Origin of the sequence: Streptomyces tatrensis (assembly GCF_049310065.1) — a bacterium.
In the GTDB taxonomy this organism is placed as follows: Bacteria; Actinomycetota; Actinomycetes; order Streptomycetales; family Streptomycetaceae; genus Streptomyces.
Genome location: NZ_JBMDLB010000011.1, coordinates 6368496 through 6387769, shown reverse-complemented (window position 1 = coordinate 6387769; position 19274 = coordinate 6368496). Strand labels below are relative to the sequence as shown.

At 72.6% G+C, this 19274-nt stretch carries 13 protein-coding genes; 6 read left to right on the top strand and 7 right to left on the bottom strand.

Annotated features, from left to right (window positions below; all coding sequences use genetic code 11):
* Positions 1-7: 7 nt before the first annotated feature.
* Positions 8-781: a protein phosphatase 2C domain-containing protein gene (locus ACODT5_RS45115; RefSeq protein ID WP_422524676.1), complete on the top strand. Its 774-nt coding sequence runs from the start codon at positions 8-10 to the stop codon at positions 779-781.
* Positions 782-836: 55 nt separating this feature from the next.
* Here the strand turns inward: ACODT5_RS45115 and ACODT5_RS45110 are convergent, their stop codons facing one another.
* The 5 genes from ACODT5_RS45110 to ACODT5_RS45090 form a co-directional block, all read right to left on the bottom strand.
* Entirely contained in the window at positions 837-1277 is a 441-nt protein-coding gene (locus ACODT5_RS45110) for a MarR family winged helix-turn-helix transcriptional regulator (RefSeq protein ID WP_243336175.1), read from the bottom strand.
* Between the two features lie 140 nt (positions 1278-1417).
* The gene (gene lon / locus ACODT5_RS45105) at positions 1418-3814 is read right to left on the bottom strand and encodes an endopeptidase La (RefSeq protein WP_422524675.1); all 2397 of its coding nucleotides are present in this window, start codon (positions 3812-3814) and stop codon (positions 1418-1420) included.
* A 172-nt stretch (positions 3815-3986) separates the two neighbouring features.
* Positions 3987-4769: a DUF4097 family beta strand repeat-containing protein gene (locus ACODT5_RS45100; protein ID WP_422524674.1), complete on the bottom strand. Its 783-nt coding sequence runs from the start codon at positions 4767-4769 to the stop codon at positions 3987-3989.
* 128 nt (positions 4770-4897) lie between these two features.
* Positions 4898-5761 carry a sulfurtransferase gene (locus ACODT5_RS45095; RefSeq protein ID WP_422524673.1) on the bottom strand — a complete coding sequence of 288 codons (864 nt, stop codon included), beginning with the start codon at positions 5759-5761 and terminating at the stop codon, positions 4898-4900.
* Between the two features lie 624 nt (positions 5762-6385).
* Positions 6386-7741 carry a hypothetical protein gene (locus ACODT5_RS45090; RefSeq protein WP_422524672.1) on the bottom strand — a complete coding sequence of 452 codons (1356 nt, stop codon included), beginning with the start codon at positions 7739-7741 and terminating at the stop codon, positions 6386-6388.
* Positions 7742-7926: 185 nt separating this feature from the next.
* Between ACODT5_RS45090 and ACODT5_RS45085 the strand changes: the two genes are divergently transcribed.
* Positions 7927-8571: a hypothetical protein gene (locus ACODT5_RS45085; protein WP_422524671.1), complete on the top strand. Its 645-nt coding sequence runs from the start codon at positions 7927-7929 to the stop codon at positions 8569-8571.
* A 70-nt stretch (positions 8572-8641) separates the two neighbouring features.
* On the opposite strand, the gene ACODT5_RS45080 is transcribed toward ACODT5_RS45085, so the two are convergent.
* Positions 8642-9301 (bottom strand): TetR/AcrR family transcriptional regulator, encoded by a 660-nt coding sequence (locus ACODT5_RS45080; protein ID WP_422524670.1) that lies wholly within the window; start codon positions 9299-9301, stop codon positions 8642-8644.
* A 307-nt stretch (positions 9302-9608) separates the two neighbouring features.
* Positions 9609-10847: an RNA-guided endonuclease InsQ/TnpB family protein gene (locus tag ACODT5_RS45075; RefSeq protein ID WP_422525249.1), complete on the bottom strand. Its 1239-nt coding sequence runs from the start codon at positions 10845-10847 to the stop codon at positions 9609-9611.
* Positions 10848-11010: 163 nt separating this feature from the next.
* Here ACODT5_RS45075 and ACODT5_RS45070 point away from each other — a divergent pair, with 163 nt between their 5' ends.
* The 4 genes from ACODT5_RS45070 to ACODT5_RS45055 all read left to right on the top strand — a co-directional run bounded on the left by ACODT5_RS45070 (position 11011) and on the right by ACODT5_RS45055 (position 19180).
* Positions 11011-12798 (top strand): glycoside hydrolase family 3 protein, encoded by a 1788-nt coding sequence (locus ACODT5_RS45070; protein WP_422524669.1) that lies wholly within the window; start codon positions 11011-11013, stop codon positions 12796-12798.
* A gap of 324 nt (positions 12799-13122) precedes the next feature.
* Entirely contained in the window at positions 13123-13866 is a 744-nt protein-coding gene (locus ACODT5_RS45065; protein ID WP_422524668.1) for a response regulator transcription factor, read from the top strand.
* Positions 13863-14957 (top strand): HAMP domain-containing sensor histidine kinase, encoded by a 1095-nt coding sequence (locus tag ACODT5_RS45060; protein ID WP_422524667.1) that lies wholly within the window; start codon positions 13863-13865, stop codon positions 14955-14957. Before ACODT5_RS45065 ends, ACODT5_RS45060 begins: the two co-directional genes overlap by 4 nt.
* A gap of 257 nt (positions 14958-15214) precedes the next feature.
* Positions 15215-19180, top strand: a complete 3966-nt coding sequence (locus ACODT5_RS45055) for a multifunctional oxoglutarate decarboxylase/oxoglutarate dehydrogenase thiamine pyrophosphate-binding subunit/dihydrolipoyllysine-residue succinyltransferase subunit (protein WP_422524666.1) — start codon at positions 15215-15217, stop codon at positions 19178-19180.
* Positions 19181-19274 lie beyond the last annotated feature (94 nt).

The following is a 19274-nucleotide window of genomic DNA, read 5'->3' as shown; positions in this document are numbered from 1 at the left end:
TGTCCGTATGCGCATCGATCTCTCCTCGGCCCCCGGCAACCCGGAACGCCCCAACGAGGACTGGCTGTCGGCCGCGATCCCCGCCTCGGGCGGCGGCGTCCTGGTCGCCCTCGACGGGGTCACCCCGCCTCCGGGCGAGGTCGGATGCGCGCACGGAGTGCCGTGGTTCGCGGCCCGGCTGGGCGGCCGATTGACCGAACTGTCCGGATCGCGCCGGGACATGCCCCTCGACCGGGTCCTGGCGGAGGCCATCCGCGCCACCGCGGACGCCCATCGCGACACGTGTGACCTTTCTCACGTCCGGACGCCGCAGGCCACGGTGGTCGTGGTCCGCTGGGACGGGTCCTGGGTCGAACACCTGGTGCTCTCGGATTCCGTACTCCTCCTCGAAGCGCCCGGTGGCGAGGTGCGCGCGGTCCTCGACGACCGGCTGGACCGGATCCCGCGCGAGCAGCTGCGTACGCACGCCTCCGCCGACCTGCTGCGCAACGCGGAGGGCGGTTTCTTCACCGCCGCCGCGGACCCGGAGGTGGCGGCCCGGGCGGTGACCGGGCGGACGCCGCGCGCGCGGGTGCGGGCGGTGGCGGCGCTCACGGACGGGGCCAGCCGGTGGACGGACACGTTCGGGGAGGGCGACTGGGCCGAATGCCTGGCCGTGCTGCGCAAGGAGGGCGCGCAGTCGCTGATCGACCGGGTGCGCACTGTGGAGTCGGACCCGCGCCGGGCGCACCGGCGCGGCAAGCGCCACGACGACGCGTCGGCGGCGTACGCGGAGCTGTAGGGGCCGGAGGAGCCGGGGGCCGGCACATCGCCCCGCCGGGCGACCCCTGGTGCTGCTACTCCCCGCCCGCGTTCAACTGGTTCAGGAGCCGGGCCAGTTCCGCCACTTCTCCGCGGTCCCAGTCCGCGAGCTTGCGCATGTACTGCTCGCGCCGGGCGCCCCGGACCCGCAGGAAGCGTTCCCGGCCCTCCTCGGTGAGCCCGACCAGGAAGGCCCGCCCGTCGGCCGGGTCCGGCTCGCGGGCCAGCAGGCCCAGTACCTCCAGGGCCCGCAGCTGCCGGCTCATCGTGGCCTTGCCGACCCCGAAGTACGCGGCGAGCTCGGTCGCCCGCTGGCGGCCGGCCGCCTCCAGCCGCACGAGGAGCCCGTACGCGGCCGGTTCCAGCTCCGGGTGCAGCTCGCGCGCCATCTCCCCCGAGGAGGCGCGGGCCCGTCGGAGGAAGACGGACAGCTCCCGCTCCAGGGCAAGGAACTCCTGGTCTTCGGTCCCGTGCAAGGCCCGCTCCTTCTCTGGTGTGTGGCCCACCAGTATTTCGCAGCGGGTACGCCGGGGACCCGGGGCCCCGCCGGAGCGGGGGACCCCGGGCCCCTGGTACGTGACCTCTGGTACGTGACCTCTGGTACGTGACCTTCCGATCAGGCCGCGGCGGTCACCGGGACCTCGTCCGCGGCCAGGGCCAGCTCCAGAACCTGCCGTACGTCCGTCACCGGATGCACCGACAGCCCTGCCAGCACCTCGGCGGGAACGTCGTCCAGATCGGCCTCGTTCCGCTTCGGGATGATGACGGTGGTCAGCCCGGCCCGGTGCGCGGCCAGCAGCTTCTGCTTGACCCCGCCGATCGGCAGCACCCGCCCGGTCAGCGAGACCTCGCCGGTCATGGCCACGTCCGTGCGGACCTGCCGGCCCGACAGCAGCGAGGCCAGCGCCGTCGTCATCGTGATGCCCGCGCTCGGACCGTCCTTGGGCACCGCGCCGGCCGGGAAGTGGATGTGCACGCCCCGGTCCTTCAGGTCGGCGACGGGGAGTTCCAGCTCGGCACCGTGCGAGCGCAGGAAGCTGAGCGCGATCTGCGCCGACTCCTTCATCACGTCCCCGAGCTGGCCCGTCAGCGTGAGCCCGGCCCCGCCCGTCTCCGGATCGGCCAGCGAGGCCTCGACGAACAGGACGTCGCCGCCCGCCCCGGTCACGGCGAGGCCGGTGGCCACGCCCGGTACCGCGGTGCGCCGCTCGGCCGGGTCCTGCGCGGACTCCGGTACGTGGTGCGGCCGCCCGATGAGCGCCCGCAGGTCGTCGGCGCCGATCCGCAGCGGCAGCTCCCGCTCCCCCAGTTCGTGCTGGGAGGCCACCTTGCGCAGCAGCCGGGCGAGGGAGCGCTCCAGGGTGCGCACGCCCGCCTCGCGGGTGTACTCCCCGGCCAGCTTGCGCAGCGCGTCCTCCTCCAGGACCACTTCCTCCGCGGCCAGGCCGGCGCGCTCCAGCTGCCGGGGCAGCAGGTGGTCGCGGGCGATGACGACCTTCTCGTCCTCGGTGTAGCCGTCGAGGCGGACCAGCTCCATCCGGTCGGCCAGGGCCTCGGGGATGGCCTCCAGCACGTTCGCGGTGGCGAGGAACACCACGTCGCTCAGGTCCAGTTCCACCTCCAGGTAGTGGTCCCGGAAGGTGTGGTTCTGGGCGGGGTCGAGGACTTCGAGCAGTGCGGCCGCCGGGTCTCCGCGGAAGTCGGAGCCGACCTTGTCGATCTCGTCGAGCAGGACGACCGGGTTCATCGACCCGGCCTCCTTGATCGCCCGTACGATCCGGCCGGGCAGTGCGCCCACGTACGTACGCCGGTGCCCGCGGATCTCCGCCTCGTCGCGGACTCCGCCGAGGGCCACGCGGACGAACTCGCGCCCCATGGCGTGGGCCACGGACTCCCCGAGGGAGGTCTTTCCGACGCCGGGAGGGCCTACCAGGGCCAGCACGGCCCCGCCCCTGCGCCCGCCGACGACGCCCATCCCGCGCTCGGAGCGGCGCTTGCGCACCGCCAGGTACTCGGTGATCCGGTCCTTCACGTCGCTCAGTCCGGCGTGCTCCGCGTCCAGGACGGCGCGGGCTCCCCGGATGTCGTACTCGTCCTCGGTCCGCTCGTTCCAGGGCAGTTCGAGCACGGTGTCCAGCCAGGTGCGGATCCAGGACCCCTCCGGGGACTGGTCGCTGGAGCGCTCCAGCTTGTCGACCTCCTTGAGGGCGGCTTCCCGTACCTTCTCGGGCAGGTCGGCGGCCTCGACGCGGGCGCGGTAGTCGTCGGACTCCTCGCCCTCCTTTTCTCCGCTGAGCTCGCGCAGTTCCTTGCGCACGGCGTCGAGCTGCCGCTTGAGCAGGAACTCGCGCTGGACCTTGTCGACGCCGTCCTGGACGTCCTTGGCGATGGACTCGGCGACGTCCTGCTCGGCGAGGTGGTCGCTGAGGGCCTTGACCGCGAGCCGCAGCCGGGCGACGGGGTCGGCCGTCTCCAGGAGCTCCACCTTCTGCTCGACGGTCAGGAACGGGGAGTAGCCGGAGTTGTCCGCGAGGGCCCCGACCCCCTCGATCTGCTGCACCCGGTCCACGACCTGCCAGGCGCCGCGCTTCTTGAGCCAGCTCGTGGCGAGCGCCTTGTACTCCTTGACGAGCTCGGTGACGGCCCCGGGCAGCGGATCGGGAACGCCCTCGTCGACGCTCTCGCCCTCGACCCAGAGCGCGGCCCCGGGCCCGGTCGTCCCGGCCCCGATACGGACCCGGCCGCGCCCCCTGATCAGCGCCCCGGGGTCCCCGTCGGACAGCCGCCCCACCTGCTCGACGGTCCCGAGCACGCCGGTGGCGGCGTACTTCCCGTCGATGCGCGGCACGAGCAGCACCTTCGGCTTGTCCCCCGCGGCGGCGGCCTGAGCGGCCTCGACGGCACCCCGCACTTCTGCGTCGGACAGGTCCAGCGGAACGACCATCCCAGGCAGTACGACCTCGTCGTCGAGCGGCAGTACGGGCAGGGTGAGCGTTACGGACGTCGAAGCCATGATCTTCCCTCCGGCAGTGAAGTTGAGCTATGCCGACTCAATGCATGTGCGCCCCCTGGTGTTCCCCAACACCCGTTCGCCGGGGGCGAACAGGGGCGGGAGGGCCTCGGCCAGGCGGTGACATCGCCGGAAATACCCAGGTCAGGCCCCGGACGGACAGACGGGAAGCGGCTCAGGCCGCCGAGATGACGATGTCGCCCGACGAGGTCCGTACGGCGAGGCGGGCGGTCGCGGACGGGTCCGCGGGGACGCCGATCTCCCGCTCGCCGGAGTCGGTGGAGACGTCGAGGGCGTAGGGGGCCCGCGCCACGGGGACCTTCACCTCGGCGTCGCCCGAGCTGGTTTCCACGGCGACCGAGGCCGGCGCCTTCGTGAAGGCCAGGCGGACGTCGCCGGAGGCGGAGCGGGCGTCCGCGTCCGTCCCGGACAGTTCCCCGGCGGTGATCGAGCCCGAGGACGTACGGACCTTCAGCGGGCCGGCGATCCGGTCCGCCCGGACCGGGCCGGCGGAGGTCGTGAGGTCCGCGGCGGCCACCCCCGCCACCGTGACGCGGCCGCTGCTGCTCTCGGCCCGGACCGTCGCGGAGGCCGGTACCTCCAGGCGGTAGTCGACGGAGCAGCGGCCGGAGCAGTCGCCGTTGGTGAGGGTCAGGACGCCGCCGGCGATCCGCTGGGCGGGCGCGGGCACGGTGTCGCCGTAGTACCGGACGGTGCGGCGGACCGTCACGCCCGGACCGGATCCGGCGACCACCTCGATGGATCCGCTGCCGGTGTCCGACACCTCGACCGCCGTGACGGTCTCGGCCACCGTGGCATCGGCGCTCGCCGTCTTCTCCGGTCCGCGCCGGGAGGCGAGCGAGTCGAAGGAGCAGCCGGTGAGCAGCAGCCCCGCGGCGAGGGCTGCGGCGGTGTACGCGGCGGTGACGGTGGCCTTGGCGCTGCGCTTCGTTGTCATGTTTCGATCGTGCCCGTGCGTCGCCGCGGGGGGCATGGGGCCGGTGCCCGGATCCGGGGTGGGGCTAACCCCCGCCGGGGCGGCGGGATTCGGGCGGCCCGGGCAGGATCCGGAAGGGAAGGGGCGGCCTAACTCCCCTGCACGACCGGCCGGTCCGGGTTGGACATGCCCCACTCGCTCCAGGAGCCGTCGTACACGGCGAGTTCCCCGTACCCGGCGAGGTCAGCGCCGAGGGCGAGCACGCAGGCCGTGACCCCGGAACCGCAACTGAAGTACAGCCGCTCCCGCTCGCCCGCGGCCGCCCCGAAGGCGGTACGGAGTTCGACTGCGGGGCGCATCAGGCCGTCGGGGCGCTGCAGTTCGCCGAAGGGGAGGCTGACCGCGCCCGCCATGTGGCCGCCGCGCAGGCCCGGCCGGGGTTCGGGGGCGGTGCCGGCGAAGCGTTCGCGGGTCCGGGCGTCGAGCACCGCGGCGGCCGGATCGGCCAGGGCCGCCGAGACGGTGGCCGCGTCCACCAGCAGCCCGGCGCGGGTCCGTGCCGTGAAGGAGCCGCGCGGGCCCCCGTACCCCGGCCGGCGCTCCTCCACCGGCAGCCCGGCGGCGAGCCACGCGGGCAGCCCGCCGTCGAGGACGGCGACCCGGTCGAAGCCCATGGCGCGCAGCATCCACCAGGCGCGGGCGCTGGAGTAGATCCCGGCGCCGTCGTACGCGACGACCGTGCTGGTGTCGTCGACGCCGAGGGCGCGCATCGCCTCGGCGAAGGCGGCGGGGCCGGGCATGGTGTGCGGGGCGGCGGCGGTGTGGTCGGACAGCGCGCCGTCGAGGTCGAAGGGACGGGCCCCCGGAATCCGCCGGCCCGTGTCGCGGTACGCCCCGACGGAGGCGTCGAAGACGACGAGCCCGGGCATGCCGATGCGCTCCGCGAGCCAGTCGCCACCGACGAGGGAGCCGGGCGGAGTGAGGGAACGGGGATGGGAGTGAACTGCGTCCAAGGGGCACCTCCGGCAGAAGTAGGCGACCCCCGACGAGGTCGGCGGCCCGCCGCCCATCCTCGGGTACGCCGTGCACGTGGCAGACGAGTGGGCCCGACCCGGCCCTGCCGAGCCCGAACCCAACCCAGCCCGGCCGGATCCAGAACCCAGCCCCGCCGGCGTTCAAGGCACGGGGCCGGGGGGCGAAGCCCCAAGGCTTCCGGGCCTGGGGGCGCAGCCCCGAACCTCCCGGGTCCAGGGGCCCAGCCCCGAACCTCCCGGGCCCGGGGGCGCAGCCCCAAGGCTCCCGGATCCGGGGCGCAGCCCCGGGTCTTCCGGATCCAGGGGCGCAGTCCCGGTCTTTCAGGTCCGGGCCGGCCCGGGGAACGGTGGAAGGGCGGGTAGGGGACACCGAACAGCGGGCCGGGAAGGGGCCCCGGTCCGGGAACGGGTCCGGTCCGTGTCCAGGTCCCGGTCCCCGTCCGCGTCCGCGTCCGCGTCCGCGTCAGGGTCCGGGGGCAACTCCCGGTCCGGGAACGGGTCCGCGCCGGGCAGCCGGGCGGCGGACAGGAGGCGCACGCGAGGGGCCGGGGAGCGGACGGCGGCCGGGCCGGGAGCGGAGCCGCAGCCGCAGCCGCGCCGGGGCTACGGGCAGTTGCCCGGTCGGGCGAAGAGGGCCACGCGGGCGCCGCGGACGTCCGTCACGGAGCACAGGTCGAAGGAGGAGACCAGCGTCTGGCGTTTCACCGCCTCGGCCGGGTAGCCGTCCACCGGCTGCCCCACCGGGTCGAGCAGGGCGACCACCCGGTCGACGGCCGGGTCCAGCAGGGCCGCCTGGATCTCCTCCGGAGTCCGCTCCACGCCCTGGAGGCTCCGCGAAGCCGCCGGGGTGCGGGACAGGGCGAGGTCGCGGAGGGATCCGTAGGTGTCCGGCGAGGACAGCAGCCATTCGCGCCGCCGCGAGGGGAGGAACAGCACCGCGTCGCCCGGGCGCGCGAGCGCGCCGACGGCCGCCGCGACGGCCCGCGCGTCGTCCTTGCGGCTCTCGGGGGTACGCAGCCACGCGGACCAGAATCCGACCGGGACGAGCAGGGCTCCGACCAGCGGCCACACCCACCAGCCCCGCGCCGTGGCGAGCCGGGCGCCCACGAGGAGGGCGAGGCCGGCGAGGGCGTAGAGGACGTACCGGTCCACGTACCAGGGGTGCACCAGCGAGATCGCGAGCAACAGCCCGGGGGGCACCAGCGCCAGCGGCAGGGCGACCCGTACGAGTTCCCGCGCGGCTCCCCGGGCCAGGAGCAGCGAGGCGGCCGCGAGGACCCCGTACGCCGCCCAGTCCTGCCAGCTCGGCCGCCCGAGCCAGCCCAGCTGCTGCTGCGCCTGCCGCGCGCTGACCAGGGCGAGCGGCAGCAGCGCGACCACCACGGCCCCGGCGGCGAGCCGCCAGCCGCGGGAGCGCCGGGCGGCGAACGCGTGCGCGGGCAGCGCCAGTACGGCGAACTCGTGCAGCCAGCACCCCAGCACGAGCACGACGGCGTAGGCGACCCAGCGCTCGCGCAGCATCAGGTACGTGGCCCAGACGACGGCCGCGGCGACGAGCGCGTACGAGCGCCCCTCCTGGGCGTACATCTGCACGGGCGGCAACAACGCGTACCCGACCCCGGCCAACAACGCGACCCGCCCGGGCCGATCGGACCGGCCGGGGCCGCCTGCACCGGGATCCTGCCCCCTGGCCCCGCCGCGCAGTGCCGTGGTCGTCAGGTGGTGGGCCACCGCGGCCACGCCCGACGCGGCGAGGGCGGTGGCGGCCACCGAGGGGAGGCGCAGGGTCCAGAGGCCCCAGAGGCCGGAGTCGGGGGCGGTGGTGCCCGTTGCCGCGAAGACCGCGTGCATCAGCAGGTAGTAGAGGCCGTGTACGGCGTCGACCTGGCCGAGCAGTTCCCAGAGCTGTCCGAGCGGCCGGTGCGCGACCTGCCACGTGACGGACTCGTCGCGCCACATGGAGCCGCCCCGCGCCAGGCCCCAGAGGCCGAGCGCGAGGGCGGTGAGCGGCGGCAGCCAGCGCCAAGGGGCGAAGCGGCGGATGTCGGCCTCCGGGTGCTATCCGTGCGGGTGGTGCTGACTCCATACTCGGGGTTCGAGCCGGATACCTGCGGGGGTGGGGCGTGCGAGCACGTGGTGGGCGAGTGGGCTTGGCGACGGCGGCCGTGGCGCTGGCCGTGGTGGCGGGCTTGGGCGGTTGCTCCTCCGGCGGATCGAACGAGGGTGCCGCCTCACCGCCACCGAACGCGAGCACGGGGACCGGTACCGGCCCCGCCGCGAGCGGCGCCCCGTCCGGCACGGCGACGGGCGACGCCCCGGGGACGCCGTCCCCCGGTCAGAGCGCCGGCCAGAGCCCGGCCCCGGGCACCGGCACGACCGGTCCCGCCCCGCGGCCCGCGCCCAGCACCTCCGCTCCCGCGCCCGCGCCCAGCGCCTCGGCGCCCACCTCCGGTGACACCCTCGTCGCGGTGACCCGCAGCGGCGGCATCACCGGAAGGATCCACACCTTGATCATCAAGGGTGACGGATCGTTCCTCCGGCTCAACGCGAAGGCCGAGACGGTGGACCGCGGCAAGCTCTCGGCTGCCGCCCTCACGAAACTGCGCACCGCGCTCCGGGAGGCGGACTTCCCGCGCCTGCCGCGGGTCTCGTTCCCCGACCAGCCGGCCGCCGACGCGTTCACGTACGCCTTCCGGCACGGCGGCTACGAGGTCGCCGCCGCCCAGACCACGCTGCCGCGCCCCCTGACAGGGGTGCTGAGCGCCCTGCCGCCCTTCGAGCCGCGCTGAAACGCGCAGCCCGCACAGGACCAGCGGACCAGGCACCACCCCCAGCCGCCCCACCGCCCCTACCGCCCCGTCACAGCCCCGTCCCCGCCACCGTGATCTCCCGTAGCCGCCGGTCCAGGTACCCGCGCAGCAGGACCGCCATGTCCACGCCCTGCGGGTCCAGCACCCACTGGATCTGGAACCCGTCCATCACCGCGATGGTCTCGCGGCCGACGGCCTCGCAGTCCGTGTCCGGCCGGACCTCGCCGCGCGCCACGCCCGCCCGGAGCAGGTCGACGCTGTAGCCGAGGACCCGGTCGTAGCGCTGCCGGAAGTAGGCGTGCGCGGGGTGGCCCGGGTTCCCGGACTCGCCGACCAGCGTGTTGTACATCCGTACGAGACCCGGCCGGCGGGCGTTGTCCTCGGCGAGGGCGACCACGGCGGCGAAGTGCACGGCGACCGAGGCGACCTCCTCGGCGGACCCGGCGAAGAGCCGCTCGACGTCGTGCTGCTCGCTCTGCGCCAGGACGGACAGCAGCAGGTCCTCCTTGCCGCGGAAGTGGTGCAGCAGCCCGCCCTGGGTGATCCCGCAGTCGTTGGCGATCCGGGCGAGCGAGGAGGCGTGGAAGCCCCACTGCGCGAAGTGCTCGACGGCGGTGTCGAGGATCTTCTGGCGACGGGCGTCGCCCACCGCGTAGCCGCCCCGGGCGGCCGCCGCCTTGGGGGCCGTTCGGCCCTTGTCCTGTGCCATGCGGACCACCCTAAACCCGACCGTTTCCGGCCATCCCGAGGGAGTGATCCAGGTCACTCCACGAAAACCTAGTGGGTGCATGGTTTTCACGCCTACGGTGAAACCGCCCGGTCGGCGACGAGGCCGACGCGGAGACGTTGGAGCCCCCATGCCGCTCACGCAGGACCCCGGAAGCGCACTTCCTCGTCGGCGGCATCGCGGCGGCCGTCGGCGCCGCGCTCGTCCAGCTGATCCGCTCGGTCAGTTGAATGCTCCCCGGCCTGAGGGGGAGGGGTCTCTCCTTCAGGTATCCGTGGGGATTTTCGGCTCAAGCTGCCTGACGAACCGGCGGTTCGTCGGGTCTTCCACTCTCGGCGCCGACCGGGTTCAGACCTGCCCGGATGAGCATCACGCGTGCGGAGTTCTTGTCCCGTGGGGACTGGGTTCCGCATGCGGTGCAGGTGTAGGTGCGTACCCCCAGCGGCAGTGCGTGCTTGGCTCTCGCTTCGCAGTGCGCGCAGTCCATCGTGGTGTACGCGGGGTGTACCAGGTGCACGGTCCGGCCGTGCTTGCGGCCCATCTCAATCAAGGCTGTCTTGGTGGCGCCGATGGCGGCGTCAGCGGACTTCCTCGCCATGCTGGATTTGGCGAGGAACCTGGGGCGGAAGTCCTCGACGGCCAGGGCGTCGTAGTCGCGGACCACGCGCTTGGCCCATTTTCGGCCGGTGTCCTGCCGCTGCCGGGCGACCTTCTTGTGCAGCTTCGCGGCTTGTCGCCGGGCCTGTTGATAGCCCGTGGACTGCTTCTTGCCCTTCGGGGCACGGCGGCGGGCCATCATTCGCTGGTATCGGGCCAGCCTCACAGCAGCCTTCTGGCCGTGCTCCAGGTGCGGGAGGTCATGGGCGTCGCTGGTGGTGGTCGCGGTCTCGGCCACGCCCCAGTCGATGCCGATCACCGCACCAGTAGCGGGCAGAGGTTCGGCCTGCATGGGAACGACGAACGAGCAGTACCAATGGCCGAGACCGTCCCGGTAGACCCGAACCGACGACGGATCGGCGGGGAGATCTCGCGACCACACCACCGTGAGGACGATCCCGCCCGCCAGATGCAGGCGTCCGTCCTTCAACCGGAAGCCGCGCTTCGTGTAGTTGAGGCTCGGATCCGTATCGCGTTTCTTCTTCCAGCGGGGCATTCCGGCCCGCTGCCGCATCGGCAGCCGGTCCTTGATGTCCTTCTGCGCCTTCGCCCGGGACTTCCCGAAATCCCGAATCAACTGCTGCTGCGGAACACTCGCCCCTTCCCGCAGCCACAGCGTCTGGGTACGGGCCTCGGTCAGCATCCGGTCGAGCTGCGCCGGACCACAGGTCCGCTTTTCCGCGCCCTCCGGGCGTGCCCGGTTCACGGCGTGGACCTGCTTCGACTTGTTCACGCACTCGTTCCAGACCCACCTGCACCGGTCCCACTCCGCCACCAGCAAGGCAAGAACCGTCGACGACGCACGGAGCCGAAAGGTGAACCGGGCACACCCGGTCCCCTCCGCTGTCGCTGCTCCAGATGTCGTCACCACGCCAACGTAGAGCCACAGCCCGCATCGTTCCCCGAAACCCCAACGCCTCCCTCGAATGAGTGATCGCCGAGCCTCGGCTCCTGCCGACGGCCCGGCAATCCAGGGATTCCACACCCGCTTCCATGCGACCTCCCGCGCAACCACCCCTCCCAGGAGCCCTGCCATGAACGCCACCCCGAGCACCCCCACCGGCCCCGCCACCCCCCTCCCCTACCGGGACGCCGCCCTCCCCGTCGACGACCGCGTCGAGGACCTGCTCTCCCGCATGACGCTGGAGGAGAAGGCCGGCCAGCTCTTCCACTCCATGCTGATGATGAACCCGGACGGCACCCCGGTCACCGAGACCGACGGCTCGATCCTCCCCTTCACCACCCCCGAGCTGATCGAGGGCCGCTCCCTCACCCACTTCAACCTCCTCGGCAGCTACGGCGCCCGCGAGATGGCGACCTGGCAGAACGCCGTCCAGGAGATGGCCGCCGGCACCCGCCTCGGCATCCCGGTGACCCTGTCCACCGACCCCCGGCACTCCTTCACCGACAACGTCGGCGCCTCCTTCAACGCCGGCGCCTTCTCCGCCTGGCCCGAGGCGATCGGCCTCGCCGCGATCGGCGACCCGGAGCTGGTCTTCGAGTTCGCCGACATCATGCGGCGCGAGTACCTCTCCGTCGGCTTCCGCGTCGCCCTGCACCCGCAGATCGACCTGGCCACGGAGCCGCGCTGGGCCCGCCAGTCGGGCACCTTCGGCTCGGACGCGAAGCTGACCGGCGAGCTCGTCCAGGCCTACGTACGGGGCCTGCAGGGCGAGACCCTCGGCGCGGCCTCGGTCTCCGCGATGGTCAAGCACTTCCCCGGCGGCGGCCCGCAGAAGGACGGCGAGGACCCGCACTTCGCGCACGGCAAGGAGCAGATCTACCCGGGCGGGATGCGCGAGCACCACCTGGAGCCGTTCAAGGCGGCCATCGCGGCCGGCTGCTCGCAGATGATGCCGTACTACGGCCAGCCCATCGGCACCGACTGGGAAGAGGTCGGCTTCGGCTTCAACAAGGGCGTCGTCACGGGCCTGCTCCGCGAGGAGCTCGGCTTCCAGGGCATCGTGTGCACCGACTGGGGCCTGATCACGGACTCGGTGATCTTCGGCGAGCCGCACCCGGCCCGCGCCTGGGGCCTGGAGCACCTGAGCACCGCCGAGCGCGCGGCCCGCTCGCTGGAGGCTGGTTCCGACCAGTTCGGCGGCGAGCAGTGCCCCGAGGTCATCGTGGAGCTGGTCCGCTCGGGCCGGGTCCCCGAGGCCCGGATCGATGACTCCGTACGCCGGCTGCTGCGCGAGAAGTTCGTCCTCGGCCTGTTCGAGAACCCGTACGTGGACCCGGACGCGGCGGCCGAGACCGTCGGCCGCGCCGACTTCGCGGCGGCCGGCGCCGCGGCCCAGCGGCGCTCCCTGACGGTGCTCACCAACACCGGGCGGACCCTGCCGGTCTCCGGCCGGCCGAAGCTGTACGTCAAGGACGTGGACGCGGACGTCGCGGCGGCGTACGGGGACGTCGTGTCCGACCCGGCCGAGGCGGACCTGGCGGTGCTGCGGCTGCGCACCCCGCACGAGCCGCGCACGAACGTCTTCGAGTCCTTCTTCCACTCGGGTTCGCTGGCCTTCCCCGAGCCGGAGCTCACCGAGATCCTGTCCCTGCTGGACGCCGTCCCGACCCTGGTCTGCATCAACCTGGAGCGGGCGGCGGTGATCCCCGAGATCGCGGAGCGGGCGGCCGCGCTGATCGCGGACTACGGGGCGTCCGACGCGGCCCTCCTGGACGTGGCCTTCGGCCGGGCCGCGTCCGGGGGGCGCCTGCCCTTCGAGCTCCCGCGCTCGATGGCGGCCGTCGCGGCCTCCCGGCCCGACGTCCCGAACGACACCGTCGACCCGGTCTTCCCGCACGGCCACGGTCTGGCCCTGTAGCCCTGTAGCCCTGCGGGGCCAGTCCCCTCCCCACCCTTCCCCGTTCCCGGGGCTCCGCCCTGACCCGTCGCTCCCGGGCTGCGCCCGAACCCCCGGGGCTCCGCCCCGGACCCCGCGCCCCGAACGCCGGCGAGCTGGACATTCCAGCCCGCCGGCGTTCTCGTGCGGGCCGGCGCCGGCCAAATCCAGCCCGTCGGCGTTTGAACCGCAGGTCCGGGGGCAGAGGCACCGGCGACGAGCCCGCCCAGCGAACCCGTCATAGCCGGAGCCCAGCCGCTCCTCTACGCTGCACCCCTACCACGCGGGATCCTTCAGGGGCGGGACATGGAACAGACGCACACCACCACCCACAACGGCGCCGCGGCCACCCCCGGCGCACAGCGCCGGGTACTCGTCGTCGAGGACGACCACACCATCGCGGAGGCCATCGCGGCCCGGCTGCGCGCCGAGGGCTTCCAGGTCCAGACGGCCGCGGACGGGCCGGCGGCCGTGGCCGCGGCCGAGGGCTGGCTGCCGGAGCTGCTGGTCCTGGACGTCATGCTGCCGGGCTTCGACGGCCTGGAGGTCTGCCGCCGGGTCCAGGCGCAGCGGCCCGTTCCGGTGCTGATGCTCACCGCCCGGGACGACGAGACCGACATGCTCGTCGGCCTCGGGGTCGGCGCCGACGACTACATGACGAAGCCCTTCTCGATGCGCGAGCTCGCCGCGCGGGTCCACGTACTGCTGCGGCGGGTGGAGCGGGCCAACGTGGCCGCGCACGCCCCGCGCGGGGCCACCCTGCGCCTGGGCGATCTGGAGATCGACCACGCGCAGCGCCGGGTCCGGGTGCACACCGAGGACGTGCACCTGACGCCGACGGAGTTCGACCTGCTGGTGTGCCTGGCCGGGACCCCGCGGGCGGTGCTCTCGCGGGAGCAGCTCCTCGCCGAGGTGTGGGACTGGGCCGACGCGTCCGGGACCCGTACGGTCGACAGCCACATCAAGGCGCTGCGCCGGAAGATCGGCGCCGAGCGGATCCGTACGGTCCACGGCGTCGGGTACGCCCTGGAGACCCCGGCGCAGCCGTGAGCGGCCACCGGCCGCCGGGGCAGCGGCCGCCCGGGGGGCTGCGGCCCTTCTCCCCGTTCTCGATCAAGACCAAGCTGGGCACGCTCGTGGTGGTGTCGGTCTTCATCACCACGGGTCTGCTGATGGTGGCCCTGCGCACGGCCACCGAGGTGCGCTTCATCACGGTGTTCTCGGTGATCGCCTCGATGCTGATCACCCAGTTCGTGGCGCACAGCCTGACGGCTCCGCTGGACGACATGACCACCGTGGCCCGTGCGATATCCCACGGGGACTACACGCGCCGGGTGCGCGGGGCGGGCCGCCGCGACGAGCTGGGCGACCTGGCCTCCACCATCAATCTGATGGCGGACGACCTGGAGGCGGTGGACCGGCACCGCAAGGAGCTCGTCGCCAACGTCTCGCACGAGCTGCGCACCCCGATCGCGGCCCTGCGGGCGGTACTGGAGAACGTGGTCGACGGGGTCTCCGCCGCCGATCCGGAGACCATGCGCACGGCCCTGAAGCAGACCGAGCGGCTGGGCCGGCTCGTCGAGACCCTGCTGGACCTCTCCCGCGTCGACAACGGGGTGGTGCCGCTGCGGGCCCGCCGCTTCGAGGTGTGGCCGTACCTGTCGGGGGTGCTGAAGGAGTCGGGCCTGGCGGCGGCCGGCCGGCCGGGGCTGTCCTCCGGCTCGGGCGGGCACACCCGCAACGACGTCCACCTCCACCTGGACGTGTCCCCGCCGGACCTGACCGCGTACGCGGACGCCGAGCGGCTGCACCAGGTGGTGGCGAACCTGATCGACAACGCGGTCAAGCACAGCCCCCCGCACGGCCGGGTCACGGTGCACGCCCGGGCGGGCGACGCGCCCGGGGGCCTGGTGCTCGAAGTGCGGGACGAAGGTCCCGGCATTCCGGAGGCGGAGCGCCACCGGGTCTTCGAGCGGTTCAACCGGGGCAGCGCGAGGGGCGGCGACGGCGGCACGGGACTGGGCCTGGCCATCGCCCGCTGGGCGGTCGGCCTGCACGGAGGGCACATCGGAGTGGCCGAATCCTCACGGGGCTGCCGGATCCTCGTCACGCTTCCGGGCAGCTCGCAGGCGCCGGGTTGACGTAGGGTTCGAGTGGGAAGGACATGATCTCGGCCACATGCGCCGGGGTCCGTCAGGGGTGCGAAGCCAGGGGGCCGCAACCGCGGTGCCTCCTGCCCGAACCGCGTTTGTTTCCCGCCATTCCAGGTGGTGAAACCCGCCGTTCGATGTGACCTACGCGACGTAAGTCCCGCCCGGTCTGCATCTCACGGCCCGGGAGGCGTAGCCTTTATTCCCGCTGTCCATACCTTGTGAAGCGGAAGAGGGCGGTTGCCGCCGTGTCGCCACAGTCCCCCAGTAACTCGAGCACCACGACCGAAGCAGGAGGGAGCGGGAAGAACCCCGCCCCAGGCTTCGGCGCGAATGAGTGGCTCGTCGACGAGATCTATCAGCAGTACCTCCAGGACCCGAACTCGGTCGACCGGGCCTGGTGGGACTTCTTCGCCGACTACAAGCCGGGTGGCGCTGTCGCTCCGGTGAAGGCGGACAAGCCCACGGACCGGCCCGTTCCCCCCGCCGCGACGACGACGGACGGCGCCTCCGCACAGGCCGCCGCCCCCGTCACCGCCACGGCTCCGCAGGCTTCCGACGCCGCCGCCACAGGGACGGCGAGCCTCACGCCCGCCACCCCCGCCGCAGCGCCGACGACGCCCGCGTCAGCACCTGCCCCTGTACCTGCCACCCCCTCTGGTGCCCCTGCTGTGACTGTCACCTCCCAGGCCCCGGCCGCCGCCGCACCGGCTGCCGCAGCCCCTCAGGCCCCGGCTCCCGCCGCCGCCCCCGCCTCCGTAGCCCCCCAGAAGCCCGGTGCAAGCACCGGCTCCACTGGAGCGGCTGGCGCCGCGCCCACCATCTCCACCGAGGCCCCTGCCGGCCCCGAACTGGTGACGCTCCGCGGCCCGGCGGCTGCCGTGGTCAAGAACATGAACGCTTCCCTGGAAGTGCCGACGGCCACGTCCGTCCGCGCCGTCCCGGTGAAGCTGCTGTTCGACAACCGCATCGTCATCAACAACCACCTGAAGCGCGCCCGGGGCGGGAAGATCTCCTTCACCCACCTCATCGGGTACGCGATGGTGCAGGCCATCAAGGCCATGCCGTCGATGAACTACTCCTTCGCGGAGAAGGACGGCAAGCCGACCCTGGTCAAGCCGGAGCACATCAACTTCGGCCTCGCGATCGACCTGGTGAAGCCCAACGGCGACCGCCAGCTCGTCGTCGCCGGCATCAAGAAGGCCGAGACCCTCAACTTCTTCGAGTTCTGGCAGGCCTACGAGGACATCGTCCGCCGGGCCCGCATCGGCAAGCTGACGATGGACGACTTCACCGGGGTGACGGTCTCCCTCACCAACCCCGGCGGCCTGGGCACCGTCCACTCCGTGCCCCGCCTGATGCCCGGACAGTCGGTCATCATGGGCGTCGGCTCCATGGACTACCCCGCGGAGTTCCAGGGCACCTCGCAGGACACCCTGAACAAGCTGGGCATCTCCAAGGTCATGACCCTGACCTCGACCTACGACCACCGGGTCATCCAGGGCGCGGCCTCCGGCGAGTTCCTGCGCATCGTCGCGAACATGCTGCTCGGCGAGAGCGGCTTCTACGACGACGTCTTCGAGGCGCTGCGCATCCCGTACGAGCCGGTCCGCTGGCTCCGGGACATCGACGCCTCGCACGACGACGACGTCACGAAGGCCGCCCGCGTCTTCGAGCTGATCCACTCCTACCGGGTCCGCGGCCACGTCATGGCCGACACCGACCCGCTGGAGTACAAGCAGCGCAAGCACCCCGACCTCGACATCACCGAGCACGGCCTCACCCTGTGGGACCTGGAGCGCGAGTTCGCGGTCGGCGGCTTCTCCGGCAAGTCGATGATGAAGCTCCGCGACATCCTCGGCGTGCTGCGCGACTCGTACTGCCGCACCACCGGCGTCGAGTTCATGCACATCCAGGACCCGAAGCAGCGCCGCTGGATCCAGGACCGCATCGAGCGTCCGCACACCAAGCCGGAGCGCGAGGAGCAGCTGCGCATCCTGCGCCGGCTGAACGCCGCGGAGGCCTTCGAGACCTTCCTGCAGACGAAGTACGTCGGCCAGAAGCGCTTCTCCCTGGAGGGCGGCGAGTCCGTCATCCCGCTGCTCGACGCCGTCATCGACTCGGCCGCCGAGGCCCGCCTCGAAGAGGTCGCGATCGGCATGGCCCACCGCGGCCGCCTGAACGTCCTCGCGAACATCGTCGGCAAGTCGTACGCGCAGATCTTCCGCGAGTTCGAGGGCAACCTCGACCCGAAGTCCATGCACGGCTCCGGCGACGTCAAGTACCACCTGGGCGCCAACGGCACCTTCACGGGCCTGGACGGGGAGCAGATCAAGGTCTCGCTCGTCGCCAACCCCTCGCACCTGGAGGCGGTGGACCCGGTCCTGGAGGGCGTGGTCCGCGCCAAGCAGGACATCATCAACAAGGGCGGCACGGACTTCACGGTCCTGCCCGTCGCCCTGCACGGCGACGCGGCCTTCGCGGGCCAGGGCGTCGTCGCCGAGACGCTGAACATGTCGCAGCTGCGCGGCTACCGCACCGGCGGCACCGTGCACGTGGTCATCAACAACCAGGTCGGCTTCACCGCCGCCCCGGAGTCCTCGCGTTCCTCGATGTACGCGACCGACGTGGCCCGCATGATCGAGGCGCCGATCTTCCACGTGAACGGCGACGACCCGGAGGCCGTGGTCCGCATCGCGCGCCTGGCCTTCGAGTTCCGCCAGGCGTTCAACAAGGACGTGGTCATCGACCTCATCTGCTACCGCCGCCGCGGTCACAACGAGTCGGACAACCCGGCCTTCACCCAGCCGCTGATGTACGACCTGATCGACAAGAAGCGCTCGGTGCGCAAGCTGTACACCGAGTCCCTCATCGGTCGCGGCGACATCACCCTGGAAGAGGCCGAGCAGGCGCTCCAGGACTTCCAGGGCCAGCTGGAGAAGGTCTTCGCGGAGGTCCGCGAGGCCGCCACGCAGCCCGCGCTCGCCCCGGTGGCGCCCGCGCAGGTCGCCCAGGAGTTCCCGGTCTTCGTGAACACCGCGATCTCCCAGGAGGTCGTCAAGCGGATCGCCGAGGCCCAGGTCAACATCCCGGACACGGTCACCGTCCACCCGCGTCTGCTGCCGCAGCTGCAGCGCCGCGCGGCGATGATCGACGACGGCACCATCGACTGGGGCATGGGCGAGACCCTGGCCTTCGGCTCGCTGCTGATGGAGGGCACCCCGGTCCGGCTGTCCGGCCAGGACTCCCGCCGCGGCACCTTCGGCCAGCGCCACGCGGTCCTGATCGACCGGGAGACGGGCGAGGACTACACCCCGCTGCTCTACCTGTCGGACGAGCAGGCCCGCTACAACGTCTACGACTCGCTGCTCTCCGAGTACGCGGCCATGGGCTTCGAGTACGGCTACTCGCTGGCCCGCCCGGACGCGCTGGTCCTCTGGGAGGCCCAGTTCGGCGACTTCGTCAACGGCGCGCAGACCGTCGTCGACGAGTTCATCTCCTCGGCCGAGCAGAAGTGGGGCCAGACGTCCGGCGTCACGCTCCTCCTCCCGCACGGGTACGAGGGCCAGGGCCCGGACCACTCCTCCGCCCGCCCGGAGCGCTTCCTGCAGATGTGCGCGCAGGACAACATGACGGTCGCGATGCCCACGCTCCCGTCGAACTACTTCCACCTCCTGCGGTGGCAGGTCCACAACCCGCACCACAAGCCGCTCATCGTCTTCACCCCGAAGTCGATGCTGCGTCTGAAGGCGGCGGCCTCGAAGGCGGAGGAGTTCACGACCGGTGCGTTCCGTCCGGTCATCGGCGACTCCACCGTGGACCCCAACGCCGTCCGCAAGGTCGTCTTCTGCGCGGGCAAGGTCTACTACGACCTGGAGGCCGAGCGCGAGAAGCGCGGGATCACCGACACGGCGATCATCCGCATCGAGCGTCTCTACCCCCTCCCGGGCGCGGAACTCCAGGCGGAGATCGCCAAGTTCCCGAACGCGGCGAAGTACATCTGGGCCCAGGAGGAGCCGGCGAACCAGGGCGCGTGGCCCTTCATCGCGCTCAACCTGATCGACCACCTCGACCTGGCGGTCGGCGCGGACGTCCCGGCCGGCGAGCGCCTGCGCCGCATCTCCCGCCCGCACGGCTCGTCCCCGGCGGTCGGCTCGGCCAAGCGCCACCAGGCGGAGCAGCAGCTCCTCCTGAACGAGGTCTTCGAGGCCTAAGCACTGCGCTTGCTCGAACGGTGGAAGGCCCGGCTCCCTCGAATACCCGAGGGAGCCGGGCCTTCCGGCTGTCCACCGGCCCGCTCCTGGGGCT

Coding starts and splice junctions, on each gene's coding strand:
- ACODT5_RS45080 (WP_422524670.1), bottom strand. CDS start 9,301: ATGGCACAGGACAAGGGCCGAACGGCCCCCAAGGCGGCGGCCGCCCGG.
- ACODT5_RS45070 (WP_422524669.1), top strand. CDS start 11,011: ATGAACGCCACCCCGAGCACCCCCACCGGCCCCGCCACCCCCCTCCCC.
- ACODT5_RS45090 (WP_422524672.1), bottom strand. CDS start 7,741: ATGTGGCGCGACGAGTCCGTCACGTGGCAGGTCGCGCACCGGCCGCTC.
- lon (WP_422524675.1), bottom strand. CDS start 3,814: ATGGCTTCGACGTCCGTAACGCTCACCCTGCCCGTACTGCCGCTCGAC.
- ACODT5_RS45065 (WP_422524668.1), top strand. CDS start 13,123: ATGGAACAGACGCACACCACCACCCACAACGGCGCCGCGGCCACCCCC.
- ACODT5_RS45115 (WP_422524676.1), top strand. CDS start 8: ATGCGCATCGATCTCTCCTCGGCCCCCGGCAACCCGGAACGCCCCAAC.
- ACODT5_RS45100 (WP_422524674.1), bottom strand. CDS start 4,769: ATGACAACGAAGCGCAGCGCCAAGGCCACCGTCACCGCCGCGTACACC.